Origin of the sequence: Paenibacillus catalpae (assembly GCF_900112695.1) — a bacterium.
In the GTDB taxonomy this organism is placed as follows: Bacteria; Bacillota; Bacilli; order Paenibacillales; family Paenibacillaceae; genus Pristimantibacillus; species Pristimantibacillus catalpae.
This window is the reverse complement of sequence record NZ_FOMT01000004.1, coordinates 596,587-614,346: the sequence shown is the minus strand read 5'-3', so window position 1 is coordinate 614,346 and position 17,760 is coordinate 596,587. Positions and strand designations below refer to the sequence as shown.

General features: G+C 54.2%; 16 protein-coding genes. 13 read left to right on the top strand and 3 right to left on the bottom strand.

Going from position 1 to position 17,760, the window contains the following annotated elements; genetic code table 11:
- Positions 1–183: 183 nt before the first annotated feature.
- From BM200_RS20530 to BM200_RS20520, 3 genes are all read right to left on the bottom strand, one after another.
- Positions 184–1,026, bottom strand: a complete 843-nt coding sequence (locus BM200_RS20530) for a 1,4-dihydroxy-6-naphtoate synthase (protein WP_091188508.1) — start codon at positions 1,024–1,026, stop codon at positions 184–186.
- Positions 1,023–1,685, bottom strand: coding sequence for a futalosine hydrolase (locus BM200_RS20525; RefSeq protein WP_091188507.1), 663 nt, complete (start codon positions 1,683–1,685; stop codon positions 1,023–1,025). Before BM200_RS20525 ends, BM200_RS20530 begins: the two co-directional genes overlap by 4 nt.
- Positions 1,686–1,943: 258 nt before the next feature.
- On the bottom strand, positions 1,944–2,159 hold the full coding sequence (locus tag BM200_RS20520; protein ID WP_091188506.1) for a hypothetical protein: 216 nt from the start codon (positions 2,157–2,159) through the stop codon (positions 1,944–1,946).
- 153 nt (positions 2,160–2,312) lie between these two features.
- Here BM200_RS20520 and BM200_RS20515 point away from each other — a divergent pair, with 153 nt between their 5' ends.
- From BM200_RS20515 to BM200_RS20460, 13 genes are all read left to right on the top strand, one after another.
- Positions 2,313–3,380 carry a lactonase family protein gene (locus BM200_RS20515; protein ID WP_091188505.1) on the top strand — a complete coding sequence of 356 codons (1,068 nt, stop codon included), beginning with the start codon at positions 2,313–2,315 and terminating at the stop codon, positions 3,378–3,380.
- Between the two features lie 30 nt (positions 3,381–3,410).
- Positions 3,411–4,334, top strand: coding sequence for an aminoglycoside phosphotransferase family protein (locus BM200_RS20510; RefSeq protein WP_091188504.1), 924 nt, complete (start codon positions 3,411–3,413; stop codon positions 4,332–4,334).
- Positions 4,335–4,511: 177 nt separating this feature from the next.
- The gene (locus tag BM200_RS20505; protein ID WP_091188503.1) at positions 4,512–5,060 is read left to right on the top strand and encodes a TetR/AcrR family transcriptional regulator; all 549 of its coding nucleotides are present in this window, start codon (positions 4,512–4,514) and stop codon (positions 5,058–5,060) included.
- A 315-nt stretch (positions 5,061–5,375) separates the two neighbouring features.
- A complete protein-coding gene (locus BM200_RS20500) occupies positions 5,376–6,809 on the top strand; it encodes an MFS transporter (protein ID WP_091188502.1) in 1,434 nt (477 codons plus the stop codon).
- A gap of 297 nt (positions 6,810–7,106) precedes the next feature.
- On the top strand, positions 7,107–7,289 hold the full coding sequence (locus BM200_RS30080; protein WP_175532940.1) for a hypothetical protein: 183 nt from the start codon (positions 7,107–7,109) through the stop codon (positions 7,287–7,289).
- 998 nt (positions 7,290–8,287) lie between these two features.
- Positions 8,288–9,052: a YveK family protein gene (locus tag BM200_RS20495; protein ID WP_091188501.1), complete on the top strand. Its 765-nt coding sequence runs from the start codon at positions 8,288–8,290 to the stop codon at positions 9,050–9,052.
- The gene (locus BM200_RS20490) at positions 9,039–9,725 is read left to right on the top strand and encodes a CpsD/CapB family tyrosine-protein kinase (RefSeq protein ID WP_091188500.1); all 687 of its coding nucleotides are present in this window, start codon (positions 9,039–9,041) and stop codon (positions 9,723–9,725) included. The genes BM200_RS20495 and BM200_RS20490 overlap by 14 nt, the downstream gene beginning before the upstream one ends.
- A gap of 65 nt (positions 9,726–9,790) precedes the next feature.
- The gene (locus tag BM200_RS20485) at positions 9,791–11,620 is read left to right on the top strand and encodes a polysaccharide biosynthesis protein (protein WP_091188499.1); all 1,830 of its coding nucleotides are present in this window, start codon (positions 9,791–9,793) and stop codon (positions 11,618–11,620) included.
- 100 nt (positions 11,621–11,720) lie between these two features.
- Positions 11,721–13,115 (top strand): oligosaccharide flippase family protein, encoded by a 1,395-nt coding sequence (locus BM200_RS20480; protein ID WP_091188498.1) that lies wholly within the window; start codon positions 11,721–11,723, stop codon positions 13,113–13,115.
- Positions 13,112–14,356, top strand: a complete 1,245-nt coding sequence (locus BM200_RS20475; RefSeq protein ID WP_091188497.1) for a polysaccharide pyruvyl transferase family protein — start codon at positions 13,112–13,114, stop codon at positions 14,354–14,356. The genes BM200_RS20480 and BM200_RS20475 overlap by 4 nt, the downstream gene beginning before the upstream one ends.
- A complete protein-coding gene (locus BM200_RS20470; protein ID WP_091188496.1) occupies positions 14,353–15,492 on the top strand; it encodes a glycosyltransferase family 1 protein in 1,140 nt (379 codons plus the stop codon). The genes BM200_RS20475 and BM200_RS20470 overlap by 4 nt, the downstream gene beginning before the upstream one ends.
- Positions 15,482–16,843 carry a hypothetical protein gene (locus BM200_RS20465; protein WP_091188495.1) on the top strand — a complete coding sequence of 454 codons (1,362 nt, stop codon included), beginning with the start codon at positions 15,482–15,484 and terminating at the stop codon, positions 16,841–16,843. Before BM200_RS20470 ends, BM200_RS20465 begins: the two co-directional genes overlap by 11 nt.
- Entirely contained in the window at positions 16,821–17,498 is a 678-nt protein-coding gene (locus tag BM200_RS20460) for an acyltransferase (protein WP_091188494.1), read from the top strand. Before BM200_RS20465 ends, BM200_RS20460 begins: the two co-directional genes overlap by 23 nt.
- Positions 17,499–17,760: the final 262 nt, after the last annotated feature.

The window sequence follows — 17,760 nt, the reverse complement described above, 5'->3', positions numbered from 1 at the left end:
GCATAAACAAGGGCTGCCCGAACGAAGCAACACTCCATTATCTTGCAAGGATGGAGCGTTGCTCAGCGGGGCAGCTCTTTTTCGTGGGTGCCGAGAGTTAAAGCACCTACAGTAACCAATAAAGTAAGGGCAACCTTTAAGCCATTGGCTTAGGGGTTGCCCTTTTGGTTTTGGTTTAGCTAGTTAACCCGGGAACTCGAGCAGAGCCGGGTCGACGGCAGGCACGAGGCCTTCGTCTGCTGCGCGGGTAAGCAGTGTTGAAATAGCGGCATAACCGCTGCTGCCAAGGTTGCCGGTGAAGTCGTTTACGTACAGGTTAATGTGCTGCTCGGCAACGGCCGGGTCCATTTCCTGCGCATGCTGCAGCACATAGTCCTTCGACGCTTCGGGATGCTTCCAGGCATACTCGACGGATTTCTCGATCCAGCTCGAGATGGCTGCAAGATCCAGCGAACGGCGGGCGATGATGGCGCCCAGCGGGATCGGCAGTCCGGTATCGGACTCCCACCAGCTGCCGAGGTCAACGAGCATGGACAAGTCGTAATTCTGGTATGTGAAGCGGGCTTCATGAATAACAAGTCCTGCGTCAATCTTGCCGCTCTGTACGGCGGGCATGATCTCATGGAACGGCATTACGATAATTTCGCCTACGCCGCCGGGAACATTTTGCGCGGCCCAGAGACGGAACAGCAGATAAGCGGTTGAACGTTCGCTAGGAACGGCAACCCGTTTGCCGCTTAAAGCAGATGGGTCTTCAAGCTTATCCTTTGTCAAAACAAGCGGGCCGCATCCTCGGCCAAGCGCACCGCCGCAAGGCAGCAGCGCGTAGTCTTTCAGCACCCACGGAAGAGCAGCGTAGGAGATTTTGAGCACATCCAGATCACTGTCGCCGCTTGCTGCCAGATTGTTCGTAATGTCGATATCGGCATAAGTGACATCAAATTCCGGAGCACCGGGAACCAGTCCATGCGTCAGGGCGTGGAAGACAAACGTGTCGTTTGGACACGGGGAAAAAGCGATTTTCATTCAATTACCTCCCGTAATACGGAGCTTGCAGCTTCGAGAGACTGCAGGGCGTCCTTAATCCGCCATTCGCTGCGGTCGCGCGGACCAACCGGATTCGAAATGGCTCGAAGCTCCAGCACCGGCAGACCCGCGCGCCGGGCAGCGGCGGCAACGCCAAAGCCCTCCATCGCTTCCGCGGCAGCACCGGGAACCCGTTCGGCCAGCCCGGAAGCGGTCTCGGCTGATCCGGTCACTGTAGATAAAGTGAGGACAGGACCAAGAGCGGTCTGCAAACCGGCAGCCTGAAGCGCCGATGTCAGACGTTCGGCAAGCTCTGTATCGACATCGATATGGGCGGAGCCAAAACCAAGCTTCTCCACGCTGTGGAAACCTTCCGGCGTTTCCGCGCCAAGATCGGCGGCAACGATCGCATTCGAGACAACAAGCGAGCCAACCTCGGCACGCTCCTTGAATCCGCCTGCAATACCCGCGGAAATAACAAGGCGGTAAGCACCGGAGCCTGCCAGCGCGAGAACCGTTGCCGTGCTGACGGCGGCTTCCACCGGACCAACGCCGGCTTCCATCACTTCGAAGCGGTCATCGCCGTTAAGTCCGCGAAGGACAGCATCCCGTTCGACCGCAACGGCGGTCATAACGAGTATTTTTCCATTTTCGCTCATGCTGCAAACTCCTTTGATATAAATGAAACGTGCCACGCCGCGAATGAATGGCGAAGCCGTTGTATCTAAGTTCCCGATAGTGGAAACTCATTTCTATTTGGCGACCTCGATGGAGATTGCCTCACTACTAAAGTAATTATAGACCTCTTGAGAGGTGGTTGTCATTTTTTCAAATATAAGAAAGTATAAGTTTTCTCTATACTATGCTTATATTTCACCGCGAAACGCCGGCTGCTCCTCCTATGGAAGGCGCGGCAGTTATCGCTTGCGAACTTCAAAAAACTCGCATTCCTGCCTGGTATAGTAGACGAGGTCGCTTACGCTGGACTGGATGACAACAATACTATCGTCGAATCGGACCACGGTCCCGCCGTTGTTTACAATATAATCATCCTTAAACACGCGTACCGGATATTTCCGGCGAACGGCCTCCTCGAAATCCGGATCGGTGAATAGTTTTCGGTTCATACTCACTATTCTCATCTCTCCTTTCATTAGTAGTGAATTCGTTAAAAACAGTGTAGGCTTAATTGAGGCTGTTGTCCATGCGGAGCGAAAAGCTTGGTTTATGCTTGGTGAGCGGGTACAATATAGGTAGCATTTTATAGAAGCGGGAGGATATAATCCATGACCTTACATAATGACAAAATGACAGTATTTATTGGTTCTTACGCGGAGGCTTCGGCAAGCGGCGTTTACCGTTATGAGTTTGATGCGGCAGAAGGGACGCTGACGCTGAAGGAACAGGCATCCGGGCTTAGAAACCCGACCTTCCTGAATGTGGATGCGGCTAACCGCAGACTGTACGCCATCGCGGAAGGAGCAGATGCGGACGGGGCGAAGGTTGGCGATGCCGTAGCTTTCTCGATTGAAGGCGGTCTGGAAGAGCTCAACCGGAAGCTGGCGATTACAGCACCATCCTGCCACATTCAGCGTGATGCGGACAGCGAATTTGCGCTGCTCTGCAGCTATCACGGGGGCCGGATCAGCCTGGTTTCTCTCTCGGACAATGGCGAAATCGGCGAGATCCTCGACATTCAACAGCATGAAGGCAGCGGTCCTCATCCGAACCAAAAAACACCGCATCCGCACAGCACGAATTTCAGCCCGGACGGCAAATATATTTTTGTGCCGGATCTTGGGATTGACCGGATCGTTGCTTATGCCTTGGATAAAGAAAACCGCAAGCTGGTCCGCCATGGCGAGACCGTGGTCCATCCGGGCGCTGGCCCGCGCCACATGACGTTCCATCCGAACGGTCAGTTTGCTTTTGTGATTAACGAGCTGGATTCGACGGTTATCGCTTTCCGTTACGATGCGGAAAAAGGTGCGCTCGAGGCCGTGCAGACCGTGTCGACGCTGCCGGAAGGGTTCACAGAGGCGAACGGCACCGCGGAAATCGCGATTTCCGAGGACGGCCGATTCCTTTACGGCTCGAATCGCGGACATGACAGCCTTGTTGTATTCGCGGTGGATGCGGAGAGCGGCCAGCTGACATTGGTTGGACATGTGTCTACGGAAGGAAAGCATCCGCGGCATTTTGCGCTGGTACCGGGCGGTCAATTCGCAATTACAGCTAACAAGGATACGAATAATGTGGCGGTATTCCGTATTAGCGAGTCGGGGATGCCGGTGTTTACGGGCTATTCGATCGAGATTTCCCAGCCGGTATGCGTCATTCCTGTACAGCTTTAATACTGCATAAGTAGTGCCGGGGGAGAGTGAATGATGCAGATTTCAGAGCATTTGTGTCAGACAATCAAATCGGTTCACGGTGAAAAAGGTGAGCAGTGGCTGGCGGAATTTGATAAGCTGCTGCTAGATTGCGAGGAAAAATGGGAGATGACGGTGGAATTGCCGTCTCCTTTTACCTTGTCCTTTAATTTTGTTGCCCCGGCCGTGCTGCGGGATGGGACGGAAGCCGTGCTGAAGCTTGTTGTGCCAAGCCGGGAATTCCGCACGGAGCTTGCGGCTTTGAGGTTGTACGATGGCCGCGGCGCGGTACGCTTGCTGGCCGCGGACGAGGAGCGGGGCGCGCTGCTTATTGAGCGCGCTAAGCCTGGTTTGATGCTGGCGGAGTCGGAGCTTAGCGACGACGACAGGACGTTGGCCGCCGCCGAGGTGATGCGGCGGCTGGTTGTTCCCGCACCGGACGGGGGAGAATTCCCGTCCGTAGCGGACTGGGCCGCGGGCTTCGCCAGGCTGCGCCAGCGGCATGGCGGCGGCACGGGGCCGCTGCCGGAGCGCGTGGTCAGCCGCGCGGAGGAGACGTTCCGCCGCCTGCTCGAAGAGGGCGGCGAGTTGTTTCTGCTCCATGGTGACCTGCACCATGGGAATATTTTGTCTTCGGGTCATGGCGGGCCGGTATGGCTGGCCATTGACCCGAAGGGTGTGGTTGGGGAAGCGGAATACGGAACGATTCCGCTGCTCTTGAACCAGCTGCCGCCGAAGGGGCAGCGGGAAGTGATCCGGCGCCGCGTACTTCTGTTATGCGGCGCGCTTGGTCTGGACCACGCCAGGCTGCTGGCGTGGGGGTTCGCCCATGCAGTGCTGTCAACCGCATGGTGCGACGAAGACGGCGTCGGCGATATCCCCGCCGCGCTGGAGAAAGCCTATTGGTTCGAGGAGCTGCTTGACGAGCTGCCTTAAGCTCGTTTCCTGCTTGCTCCAACAGCAGCTCCGAGCTCTCCAAGACCCCTTGAAGCAACCCCAAAAGCCGACCTTCCGTCGGCTTTTTCCTTCTCCGGAACATTTTCCGCGAAAAAACAGTTGACATTTCCAATCCTATACAGTAATTTATTGATAAATAAATAAACGAGGTTGCCTATGACGCCAAGAGAAAAAGACTTCCACGCTGTAACGAACCGGAAAGAACAGATTTTAGATGCAGCCGCCTCGCTATTTGCGAATAACGGGTACTACAAGACAACTACAGGTATGGTTGCTGCGGAGGTTGGGGTCACTCAGCCCTATGTGTTCCACTTCTTCAAGACGAAGGAAGGATTATACCTGGCTGTACTGGAGAGAGCACAGAAACGATTGATGCACGCCTTCTCTACGGTAGAAGCTCCGCCGGAATTTCTCCACCATCAGATGGGAAACGCCTTTAACGAGCTGATGGCCACACATCGGGATGAAACGCTGCTGTGCATGCAGTCCTATACGACACCTGAGCCGAATGTCCGGGAGATCGTGAAGCAGAGATTTGCCGAGGTGCATCAGGTGATAGCAGAACGTTTCGATCGGGCAGGGATTCCAAATCCAAGTCAGCAGGCCTCAACCTTTATTGCTTGCGGCATGGTCATTACGATGTCCGAAATTCTCCAGCTTCCCGTGCTGGCAGACTTGGGGCAGCTGGGTCTTACAGAAAAGTAGGAGGCAGCTTCGGCTGCAGGTTTTAAAGTCAACCTCTAGTCGAAGTCGCATATATCCTTATACTGAGCCTTTTAATCGCGAAACGGTTGCCGCACCTCCTATGGAAGGCGCATCCGTTATCGCTTGCGGGATTCATTTATTTATCAATAAATAATAATCGAAAGGGGAGCCTACTGTGACTGATACGCCCCGTTTGCCCCGTAAGTCTTCGAAGACTCGCAGCCGTAAGATCCGCCATCCTGTTTAAGCTTATTTTTTTTGAGCTTGTATTTATTAATCAATAAATAAAAAACCAAAATAAGGAGAGATTTAAAAATGTTAACGACTGCTTCTCGTGTTCGCCTGCTTGTAGTAACTTGTATTGCCCTGTTTATGGCGATGCTCGACAATCTGGTTATCGGGGTGGCACTGCCTTCCATCCAGGAGGATTTTCATGCCGAAATGTCCGATCTGCAATGGTTCCTCAATGCTTACACCTTGGCTTTTGCGGTGCTGCTCGTCCCGTTCAGTGCGATTGGCGACCGTTTTGGCCGTAAAAAAATGTTTTTGCTCGGCATTGTCCTGTTCACCCTAGGTTCGCTTGCTTCTGCCCTTAGTACCAGCTCTATTGAGCTGTCGCTATCAAGAGCTCTGCAGGGAATCGGCAGTGCGGCCATCATTCCGCTCAGTTTAACGCTCGTTAATGCGGCCTTTCCTCCTGAAAAACGTGCCGCAGCTATCGGCCTATGGTCCGGCATTTCCGGGCTGGGACTGTCGATTGGACCTTTGGTCGGCGGGATTATCGTCAATGGCGCACCGTGGGAAATGGTATTCTGGATTAACGTACCGATTGGTATCCTTGCCGTTATCCTTGGCGCAATGTGGCTGCCGGAATCAAAAGGAGAGCGCAAGCCTTTGGACCTGCCGGGTATTGTGCTTCTGGGCGCATCGTTGTTTGGCATTGTGTTTGGATTAATGCGCGGTAACTCGGAAGGCTGGGATTCGATTAGTGTCTGGGGGGCTATTGCCGGCGGTGTGGTCCTGCTGCTGGCGTTCTACTTCTGGGAGCGCAGCAGGAAGCAGCCCTTCGTCCAATTTTCCTATTTCCGTAACCGGACGTATAGTGCCTATTTGTCAGCCGGCTTTTGGATGAATGCCGGAATCTTCGGTGCGATCTTCCTGCTCACGTTGTTTCTGCAGCAAGCCCAAGGCTATTCTGCACTTGGAGCGGGTGTGAGAGAGATGGCATGGACCGTCTGCACGATGATCTGCGCGCCGCTTGCCGGATTATTGGTTGGCCGATTTGGTTCCAAACGGATATTGCTCTTTGGATTATTCCTGCAGACGGCCGCGATGATCTTTATCGCCTGCCTTATTATTGGCAAGGGTGCGATCTTCCCATTTGGCTATATCGTTCCGGCAATGGTCGCAGCTGGTGCAGGCATGGGCTTTAGCTTTACCCCGCTCTCCCACGGCATTCTGACATCCGTTCCGGAGCATGCGGCGGGTGAGGCCAGCGGTCTGAGCAATGCATCCCGTGAGCTTGGCGGAGTATTTGGTGTAGCCATCAGCGGTCTTGTCTTCGAAAGCGGCGGTGCGATTACATCGCCTGAGGTCTTTGGTGACCATCTCGTTCCTGCTCTGTTTGTGCTCGCCGGCATGCTCGCCATCGGTTTCTTGTCGGTAACGTTCTTGAATCGGGATAACCGGACTGTGCCAGCGGGAAAAGAAGGTCCAGCAGCAGCTAATCGAGTTGAAACGAGCAACTAATATATATAGAAGAAAAAAATCGCCCAGCCGCGTCGACAGAGACCTGGCTGGGTCTTTTTGTGCTTTCGAACTAGGGCGAGTTTGCTGCTGGCAAGACTAGGCTGGATTTCATCCAGCGTAAAGGGTTACTTCGAGCTAACTCATGTCAGTACGTTGGATTTCATCCAGTAAAAAGGGCATGATTCATCCAACTACAATTAAATCGGCAGATTCTACTGGATAAAATCCATCGTAGAGACTGTGATTTAGCCAAATTGCAGAGTGACATTGGAGCAAATCCAATGTGGCACGCACGGTGTGAGTGCAAACAGAAGTGCTGCGGGGAGTATGGCAAGGGAAATAAACGATAGAGGAGGTATTGCGGGTGAAGTTGGTCGCGAGGATCGAGCGAAGGTAGGTATGGCGGTAGATATAGCATGGAGCTTGAGCAAAGGCAGGTATGTTGAAGGTGGCGCGGTAGCGAGGATCGAGAAAGGTTAAAGATATGGCAAATGACACAGTCACGAGGAGTGAGCAAAAGCAGTGTAATAATGGTGAAGCAGTCATGATTGATCGAGCGAACCCAGATGTATTGCAATGGATATGACCCAAAATCCGAGCGAAATACGAGGTTTTACGGATGGTGTAGTCGCGAAATATGGATAAAAGCAGGGTATTAGCGGTGACGGAGCCGAGAGAAAAGGGCGAAATATGAGGTATTTCGGATATAAATGGCTTGTTCTCATAGGGTCCTCGCGGACTACGGGACTCGCAAATCGGCTGCTCTGACAGTTAAGCCAATTGTCCATCGTCCTACCGCTGGACTAGCTCATTTTACAATTGGTACATAGGTGATGCGTGGAATGGAGTGGAAAAGTTGTTATTTTCAATGCGAACGGTCGGAATTGACAGGCATTGACGTAACAAATTTAATTAAAGCGCTTACTTAAAATCTCCAATTCTACCTGATCCGACCCTTTCAGGACCATTTGACTCTAAAATACCGACAAACCTAGGCCATCGGGCAGGAAACCGGGAGGGTAACGGATTATGAGAATGTTCTTATCGTTTTGATACGACCGGGCATTATCCCGACTATTTGCCGGCTGTATGGCCAAAGTCCCTTGCATTCGTATTTCGCTGCGACTAACTGTAGCAATTTCCTCTGCCTTCCATATCCGCTAAAGCCTGCTCCTATGCGGCAGAACGCCACTTTCCCGCCTGTCCTGATACTGTACCTATGGTTGTGTATGGAATACCTAGTTTTATATCATTTTTGCACACAAAAACACATGAATTTACTGGAAATATTTCTCTCCATACGATTAATTCTTGATTAGAAATATGAAATCATAGGAAATTCAGCATGTCATCCATCATCAAAAAATGATAACAGCCGCCTAATTGAAAATATTACCTTCTTCCCTCTATGTTCCCATAACCCTTGTGACATAATCAAAGTCGAATGTTGATGGAAAGGGATGGAGGTTATTGTCGTTTTGAGCAGCCAATTGGATTTAAAGGAAATAGTGTGGCTCGTTCGGAAAAAGCTTTGGCTTGTCATTCTTGTGACCGTCCTCGGTGCGGCTGCGGCGGGTGCCTACAGTGCATGGGTGATGAAGCCAGTCTATCAAGCCAATACGAAGCTGATCGTCAACTCGACAGCGGGTCAGGCAGGATCGTTCAAGCTGGATCTGAATATGATCAACACGAATTTAAGCTTAATTAATACGTACAAGGAAATTATCCGGACCCCGGCCATTATGGACCTGGTGGTGGAGAAGCATCCCGAGCTTGGACTGACAACGGATCAGCTGATGCGTAATATCCGGTTCAGCTCGGTGAATGGCACGCAGGTTGTCACGATCTCTTATCTGGACACGGATTACGTGAGAGCGGCAAAGGTCGTCAATACGGTCTCCTTTGTGTTCCAACAGCAGATCCCGCTCATTATGAAGGTCGACAACGTGTATATCCTTCATACCGCTGACTCCAATGATCAGCCAGTAAAGGTGAAGCCGGATACGAAGCTGAACACCGCCATCGGATTTGTCGCTGCACTCCTGCTGTCGATAACGCTGGTACTGGCCTTGAATTATTTTGACGATACGTTACGGACGGAAAGCGATGTGGAACGGTATCTTGGCCTTCCTACGCTGGCAGCCATACCGAATATTAAGCAAGGCGATCTGAAGCCGAGGGCTCTGGCCGCAGTTAAAGCAGCAATAGGAAAGGAGGGGGACAAACCCAATGTCACGCAGTGATCTTAAGATTCGCCCGGTCGTAGCTGACGCGAACCCGACTTCCCCGATTTCGGAAGCTTACCGTACCTTGCGCACAAATCTGCAATATGCCGAGACGGACCGTCCGCTGCAGCTGTTGATGGTCACCTCGGCAGGTCCGGAGGAAGGCAAGTCGACGACCATTATGAATTTGGCTGTCACTTATGCGCAGATGGAGCGGCGGATCATTCTTGTTGACGCCGATCTTCGAAAGCCAACCGCGCATTTCACCTTTGGCCTCAGTAACCGTACTGGACTGTCGCATGTTTTATCTGGCCAGGCTGATCTGAAAGAGGTTATCAAGGAAAGCCGGATTCCCGGACTGGATGTGTTGACTTCCGGACCGGTACCGCCGAATCCGTCGGAGCTCCTTGGATCTTCCCGTATGGATGATCTGCTTGGGAAGCTTCGCGAGCAGTATGATATGGTCCTGATCGATACACCGCCGGTGCTGGCAGTAACCGATGCACAGGTCGTCGCTTCGAGATGTGACGGTGTGCTGCTGGTGGTTAATGCACGTACCGGCAAACGACAGCATGCCATTAAAGCGAAAAATGCCCTGCAGTTCGTCCAGGCAAGAATTGTAGGCATTGCGCTTAACCAGACCGCTCACAGGGATGCGGGACCTTATTACGAGTACGTGGATCGCACGTAAGACGAACCAACCGTTGATCAGATAGAGACATAGATCAATCAGAAGGAATAGAGGAGGAATTAATAATGCGGGCTCATTATCGGACAAAAGTTATTGTGGCGGGGGATCTGGCAGCGGTGTTGGCCAGCTTCGCCATTGCATTTGCGCTTGAACCTTCGGTACCTCAAGGCGGGGCTGTTGCATGGCTGGCTTACGGGGCGTTAGCTGCGGTTGTTGGCTTCTGGCGGCTTCACCGGCTCCGGCTTCACCGCCGGATCTGGCAGTACACCGGCATCTCGGACATGCTCTGTCTGCTGCAGGTTTCCCTGATCTCTGCTGTTGTTCCGTTTGCTGCCTGGTGGGTGATGCAGGGTGAAGCTCATCCGCTGCTTATGCTGCATCACGCGGCAGGCACTTTCCTGCTGCTGACTGCTCCACGTCTTGCATGGCGTATCTTCTGTGACAAATACAGCGTGAGCAAGCCGGCTGGCGGCCGCCGCGCCCTTATTATCGGAGCGGGAAGCTGCGGTACGATGATCGCCAAGGAAATGATGCAGAACGACGGCGTCAGCGTTACGCCGGTTGGTTTTATTGATGACGACCCGTACAAGCACCAGATGGATGTTCTTGGACTGCAAGTCCTCGGCAACCGTCACGAGATTGCTTGTGTTGTGGAATCGCACCATATCGACGAGATTATTATCGCGATGCCTTCGGTATCGAAGACCCAAATCTCCGAGCTGGTTAACCTTTGCAAAACAACGAAAGCAAAGCTGAAGATCGTACCGGATCTTCAGGATATGATTGATAACCGCGGCGCGGCAGGCCGCATGCGCGATGTCAGCGTGGAAGACCTGCTCGGCCGTGACCCGATCCGTACGGATCTCGAGCATATTGCCGGCTACGTACAGGAAAAAGTTGTTCTGGTTACAGGGGCAGGCGGTTCGATCGGCTCCGAGCTTTGCCGCCAGATTGCACCTTTTGCTCCAAGCAAGCTGCTGCTTCTTGGACACGGCGAGAACAGTATTTATACGATTGAGATGGAGATGCGCGGCATGTTCCCGCACCTTCCGATTGAGACGGTTATCGCGGATGTGCAGGACCGGACTCGTATCGACAGCGTGTTTGCCAAATTCAAGCCCCAGGTTGTCTTCCATGCCGCAGCGCATAAGCATGTGCCGCTGATGGAACGGAACCCGGCGGAAGCGATTAAGAATAATGTATTCGGAACAAAAAACGTCGCCGAATGCGCAGATGCATATGGAGCGGAGCGCTTCGTTCTGATCTCCACGGACAAAGCGGTTAACCCGACGAGCGTTATGGGTACGACCAAAAGAATTGCCGAGATGTTTATTCAGTCTCTCGACATGCACAGCAATACGAAGTTTGTAGCCGTAAGGTTCGGCAACGTGCTTGGCAGCCGCGGCAGCGTTATTCCGCGCTTCAAGGAGCAGATTGTGAAGGGTGGCCCGGTAACGGTTACGCATCCGGAGATGGTGCGTTACTTCATGACGATTCCGGAAGCCGTTCAGCTCGTTATTCAAGCAGGCTCATTCGCCCAAGGCGGCGAGGTATTTATCCTCGATATGGGCAAGCCGGTTAAGATTTACGATCTGGCGGTCGACCTGATCCGCTTGTCGGGCTACGAGCCGCATGTCGATATCGATATCACGTTCTCGGGTATGCGTGAAGGCGAGAAGCTGTATGAAGAGCTGTTGACGAATGAGGAAGGCTTATCTTCCACGAAGCATAACCGGATCTTCATCGGCAGACCGGCACAGCTCAACCGCAAGGAGCTTGATTTCGAAATTCGCAAGATGGAAAAGGTGCTTGGACAGCATCCGGATGATATCCGTGCCGTCCTGCAGCATCTTGTACCTACTTACCGCAACGGCGGCGCAACAGCTGCCGGTTAAACATAGCGAAAGCTTACGAAGCAAGAATTACTACGCAATTCTTTAAGTTAATGCTTACGAAGTAAGAATTGCTCTGCAATTCTTTTGAGGAGTGTGCAGCATGAACAATAGCGGTAAGGAGGACGGCGCTACCGGCTCAGGGTCCATTCGAACGCTTATTACTTCTCGGCTCAGCCGGGGAGGGGGCGCCAGCTTCCTGATCAATTCCATTGGAATGGGGCTGGCGATGCTGCTGCAGATCGCGCTGGCCCGGCTGCTCGGCGTCGAAGATTACGGAATATACGCTTTTGTAACAACCGTCGTGACGTTTATGGTGTTCCCGGCGAAGCTTGGCTTTGATACCACAACGGTCAAGCTTGTCTCCGCCTATCGGGTGAAGGGGGATTGGCCGCTGATCAAAGGCCTCCTGCGCCGAAGCAATCAGATTGGACTCACTCTCTCCGTCATTACAGCGCTCATCGGCATTGCGGTGGTGGCGTGGATGGACTGGGGCAGAGGAGAGCAGGGCGGGACCGCTGAGCACGCCAAAACGATTGCGTATATCGCAGGCTTTGCCTCGATTCCGCTTCTGACGCTCGCCACCTTGCGCCAAAGCGCGCTGCAGGCAATGAAGGATGCGTTGTTCGCACAGATGCCGGAGAAAATCATCCGGCCGGTACTGACCATCGGCTTTGTCGCTGCGCTTGGCGCGGCGGGAGTAGAGCTTGGCGCAGCTATGGCGCTGCTGTGCTATCTGGTTGCGACGGCAGTCACCTATGTAATTGGTGCTGTCGTGCTGAAGAAGCGGATCGGCTCGCAGACGGCCGGCGTTGTCCCAAGCTTCGAGACGCGGGGCTGGCTGCGATTATCATCGTCGTTAATGGTTAACGCCGGTATGTATTTAATTCTTGGACAATTAAACGTGTTAATGATGGGCTTCATGCGGGGAGAGACGGAATCAGGCCTGTTCTCTGCAGCGGTCCGGCTTGCTGTACTGGTATCGTTCATGCTGACGGCCGTCAATATGACGGCTTCACCGCTCGTATCCGAAAAGTATGCGAAAGGCGATATGGCAGGGCTCCAGCGGGTATGCATGCGGACGGGGCGGATTGGATTTGCTTTCGCTGCAGTCGTGTTTGCCTACTTCGTTGTTCTTGGCCATTGGACGCTTGGGCTGTTCGGCCCTGAATTTACGCAAGCCTATCCGTCCCTTCTGATTCTGGCTTTTGGCCAGCTGTTCAGCGCTTATTGCGGACAGAACGGCACCGTAGCTACAATGACCGGACGCCAAAACGCGTTAACGAAAATACTGATTGCCGCAGCAGTGGTGAACGCGGCGCTTAATGCGCTTTTGATCCCGCAGCTCGGCATGCTTGGCGGCGCACTTGCCGCTACCATATCGATTATCGTCTGGAACTCGGCCGCCGTGCTGCTGGTCAGCAAGAGGCCGGGGATTCAGACGCTTGCATGGGCGCCAAGACTGGCGCTTGTTAGAAAGAGGGGGAATTACTCGTGAAGAAAGTACTGCTGGCGGGGGTTCCGAAGTCGCCGAATTTGGGCGACGGCCTCATCGCCTACACGTTAAATCGGATTATCTCCATGCGAGGCAAGCATCAGGTTATTCATTTCGACCTGCTGGACGGCCGCTGCGACCAGTCGATGCCGATCTACTCCGCCCGCGGCGGTTTGCATTACGCGCTGGCTGGCCCGCCAAGGTCAGCGGCGGTTGAGCAGGGTGCTTCGGCGCCAGCCTTGAAGCTGAACAGCGCCGGCTCGAGCAAGAAGATGACGCCCGATGCGCTTCGGCGCCTGAAGGCTTACTGGATCCACCGCAGCAAGAACGAGAAGCTGAACCGTGAATTAAAGCAGGCGGTTGGCGAATCGGAAGCCGTAATGATCGGGGGCGGCCATCTGCTCATTGATACCTACTGGACATTCCCGTTAGCCGTCCGCCGCGTGGCGGAAGAGGCGAAGCGCCAAGGCAAGCCGCTTCATATTCTGCTTGTTGGCGCACGCGGACCTTGGAGCTCCCAGGCGAAGCGCTGGCTGCTTGGGGTTTGCCGGTACGCAGCATCCATCGCTGTACGGGATGAAGATTCTCGGCGGTTCCTGCTAGGCTTGGATCCAGAGCTAGCGGGCAAGACGGTTACGTTAGCCGACCCGGCGCTGTTTACGCCGGAAGCTTTTGGTCTGACGGAGGCGGCTGCGGGTCAGGAAAGCCAAGGGAAGCGGACGATTGGCCTCGGCGTGATGGATCCGCATGAGATGAACCGTCACTGCGAGCTCCGATGGGAGCGCGAGGCTTGTGCCGATTGGTGGGCGCATGCGGCGAAGTTCGCTCTTGGAGCGGGCCATGGCGTAAGCTTTTTCACCAACGGCGCGGCATCGGATAACGCTTTTGTCGAGGAGTTTGTGAAGCCTCGTCTGGCGGGCTTGAAGGGTGTCGAGTTCACGCCGTACCCCACAACCGTGGAACAGCTGGTCGGAACGATCGCCGCCTGTGATACCGTTATTGCGCAGCGGCTGCATGCCTGCATTCCGTCGCTTGCGATGGGTAAGCCGACATACGGGCTTATCTGGGACCGGAAGCTTGAGAATATTTTTGCGGATCTGGGCATGAAGAGCCAGCTGATCGACTTCCGTGAGAGCAGGCAGCAGCTTGCCGCGGCGGTAGATGGCCGGATGGCCGATTCGGGACCGGCGATTGATGCGAAAAAATTGCAGCTCTATGAACATATCGGGAGAATACTGCCATGAGCCATACCAAAATCAAAGTGCTGCATGTCGTTGGACGCATGCATCCCGGCGGCATTGAAACGCTGCTGATGAATGTATACCGGAATATCGACCGGGACAAATATGAATTTCATTTTGCCGTACAGTCGGCGGAGCCATCCTTCTACGATGATGAGATTCGGGAGCTTGGAGGAACGATCTTCGTTCAGCCGCCGCCGAAGGATGGGATTCGTTCCTTCCGCAAGCAGCTGATGGCCAACATGAACAAGTACGGGCCGTATGCAGCGGTGCACAGTCATGTATTTGGCTTCAGCGGCTATGTGCTTAAGCTGGCGGACAAGCTTGGCGTGCCGGTGCGGATCAGCCACAGTCACAACACAAGCGACAGCAAGTCGTCTTCGCCAATACGCAATCTGTACCGGTCGTATATGCGGAGCTTGATCAGCCGGTATTCGACGAATATGCTTGGCTGCTCGCGGGCGGCCTGCGAATCGCTGTTCGGCAACAGCTGCTGGAAGGACGGACGCGTGGATGTATTCCCGAATGCAATTACCCTGGCTCCTTACGAGTCGCTTGTACAGGAGAACCGTCAGGAGCTGCGCCGCCGCTTCGGAGCAGCAGAGGATGAGCTGCTGATTGGCCATATCGGCCGGTTCAGCAAGCAGAAGAATCATGCGCTGCTGCTGGACAGCTTCGCAAGCCTGGTGAAGCTGCGTCCGAAGTCGCGTCTTCTGCTCTGCGGAGACGGTCCGCTGCGTCCGGAGATGGAGCAAAAGGCGCGTGAGCTTGGAATAGCGGACAAGGTCAGCTTCCTTGGCCTCCGCAAGGATGTGCCGGAGCTGCTGGGCGCACTGGATGCTTTTGTACTGCCGTCTCTGTATGAGGGACTTGGCATCGTGCTCATTGAAGCACAGGCGGCAGGTGTGCCATGTCTGATCTCGGAAGGCGTGCCGCGGGAAGCGGATCTGCGGATCGGTCTCATCGAGCGCCTGGCGGTGAATGATTCGCCGGAGCGCTGGGCGGAAGCGCTGGCTAGTCTCGCCGAGCGCAAGAATCATGGCGGCGGGGAATGGCAGGAAAGAGCGGAAGCGCTTGGCGAGCGCGGCTATGATATCCGCGTAAGCGCGGCAAGGCTGGAGCGGCTCTATGCAGGTTGATCGGTTAGTAGATACGAAGAGAATCATGCTGGTTGGCTACTCCGTCCTGCTGGTGCTGACGGCGAGATGGGCTTTTGCGGCGGATGAAAGGCTGTCGCTTATTCTATACTGCGGGCTGCTGCTGCCATTCTTCGTCCTGATGCGCTGGCCGAATGCACCGGTGCTGCTGATGGCGAGCTTTACCGCTACGCTTGCGGGCAAAGCCATCTACGCGGCAACGGTCAATCCGCTGGCCGGACCGGATGAGATTCATTACTACGAGCAAGTAACGACCTTCGAGAAGCTGTCGCAGTTTATGCCGTACGCGATTGAGCAGATACAGAGCGGCTGGATGAACATTTCCGCCTACCCGGTGTTTGGTCTGATGTACATGCCCTTTTACAAGTGGCTGGAGCTGGATGATCCGCTGGCGATTATTTTGTTCAACACCGTATTGCTCATTCTGATAGTCAACAGCTCTTACCGGCTGAACGACAGCCGATTCGCTTACGCCCTTCCGGATCCGGATAACTCGAGGCAGCCATTTATGATTATCTCCGTGATTGGATTAATGCTCAGTCCGTCGCTTATGTACATGTCCTCTTTGTTCGCCAAAGACATTACCTGCGTATGGCTGGGATTACTCGGGGCACTGCTGCTGCTGCAGAAAAGATGGCTGCTGTTCCTTATTGTCATTCTGTACGCGACAGGGCTAAGGGATTACGCGGTAATCTACACGCTGTGCTTTTACTTCCTGTATACCCAGCGGATCCGCACTGCGGTTTGCGTTATGCTGGCGGCGGCAGGCCTGCTGTTCATGCAGATTGGACCGCTTGGCATCATTAATGCGGTGATGCTGTCGATCTTCTTGTTCATCAGTCCGAATCCGATGAACTTCAGCAACTGGGAGCCGGAGCTGCTGCTGCGGACGCTGGAAGCGGTGTTTATGGGCATTGTGCTGATGATCTCGGTCTATCAGGCGATTGTGTACAAGGAGACAAGGAAATTTTACCTGATGGCGGCGCTTCTGATCTTCACTTATGCCTGCGCGCTGGTACTGGTCGGATACGTTACAATTACAGGCCGGGAGCTGGACTACGGCGTTGGAACGATCGGGGACAACATGGTGCGCAAGAAGCTGCCAGTGCTGCCGCTTCTCTATACGATAGCTGCCTACGCAATGGTGTGGTGCCGCAAAATCTTTATTCTGAAACATCGAAAAATTCAGTCATTAGAGGCTGAACAAAGCCGGGAGCTGAAGCAGCTTGTGGCTGCTCCTAAGCCAAGTGGAGGGGCGACAGCACCTGCTTGGCATGAAAGACTTGCTGGCGGAAAGGGGAGTGACGGTCATGCGGGAACGAGAACGACATAGGGCAGGTGAATGGACGGGAGAACGATTGGAACGGAGTGCAGTCCATAAGACGAAGAAACGGGGCCGTGACCAGTTCGGCCGGTTCCGTGGGGTGCTTCGCCTGGCGGAAGCCGTGTTGAAGCCGGTGCCGAGGCCGCTGCTGCAGTGGATGTGGGTGTTAAGCGACTGGCTGCCGGATCTGCCGGGTGTAGCTATGCGATACGTGCTGCTGAGACGGCTGGCCAAACGCTGCGGCGATAATGTGCTGATTGGACGCTCGGTAGAGCTCCGTTATCCGGAACGCCTGGTAATTGGCTCGAATGTGAGTATCCATAAGCAATGTTATATCGATGCTTACGGCGGACTCATTATCGAGGATGAAGTATCGATCGCGCATCAATCGTCGGTCGTATCGTTCCAGCATACCTGGAATGATCCGTCGCTGCCGATTCGCGACAATCCCGTGCTTGGCTCGGCCATTCGGATTGGCCGAGATGTCTGGGTCGGCTGCGGCGTCCGCATCCTTGCCGGCGTCGAGATTGGCGCCCGTGCGGTAATTGCCGCCGGCGCCGTTGTGAACAAGCCGGTCGCCGCAGGAACACTTGCGGCCGGCGTGCCGGCCCGCCCTGTGAAGAGCATCGGGACGGGAGCGGCCCCCGCGCCTGAGGGTGCGTGAAGGCAAAGCTGAAGGCTGGTGCCTTTCGCGGGCTGCTTGCTTTGGCTGGCGTAACCCCTAGAAAAAGTAACTACTTCGGGTAGTTAAGGTCCCTCATGGACCTTAATGCCAGCGAAAAGCTGCAATAGTCGAGGGAAAGCAGCAGTTAGAGGAGGTTTAAGGTCCGTGAGAGACCTTAAGCTGCGGAAATAGCAGTTACTTCGGGTAGCTAAGGTCCTTAAGGGACCTTAATGCCAGCCAAAAGCTGCAATAGTCGAGGGAA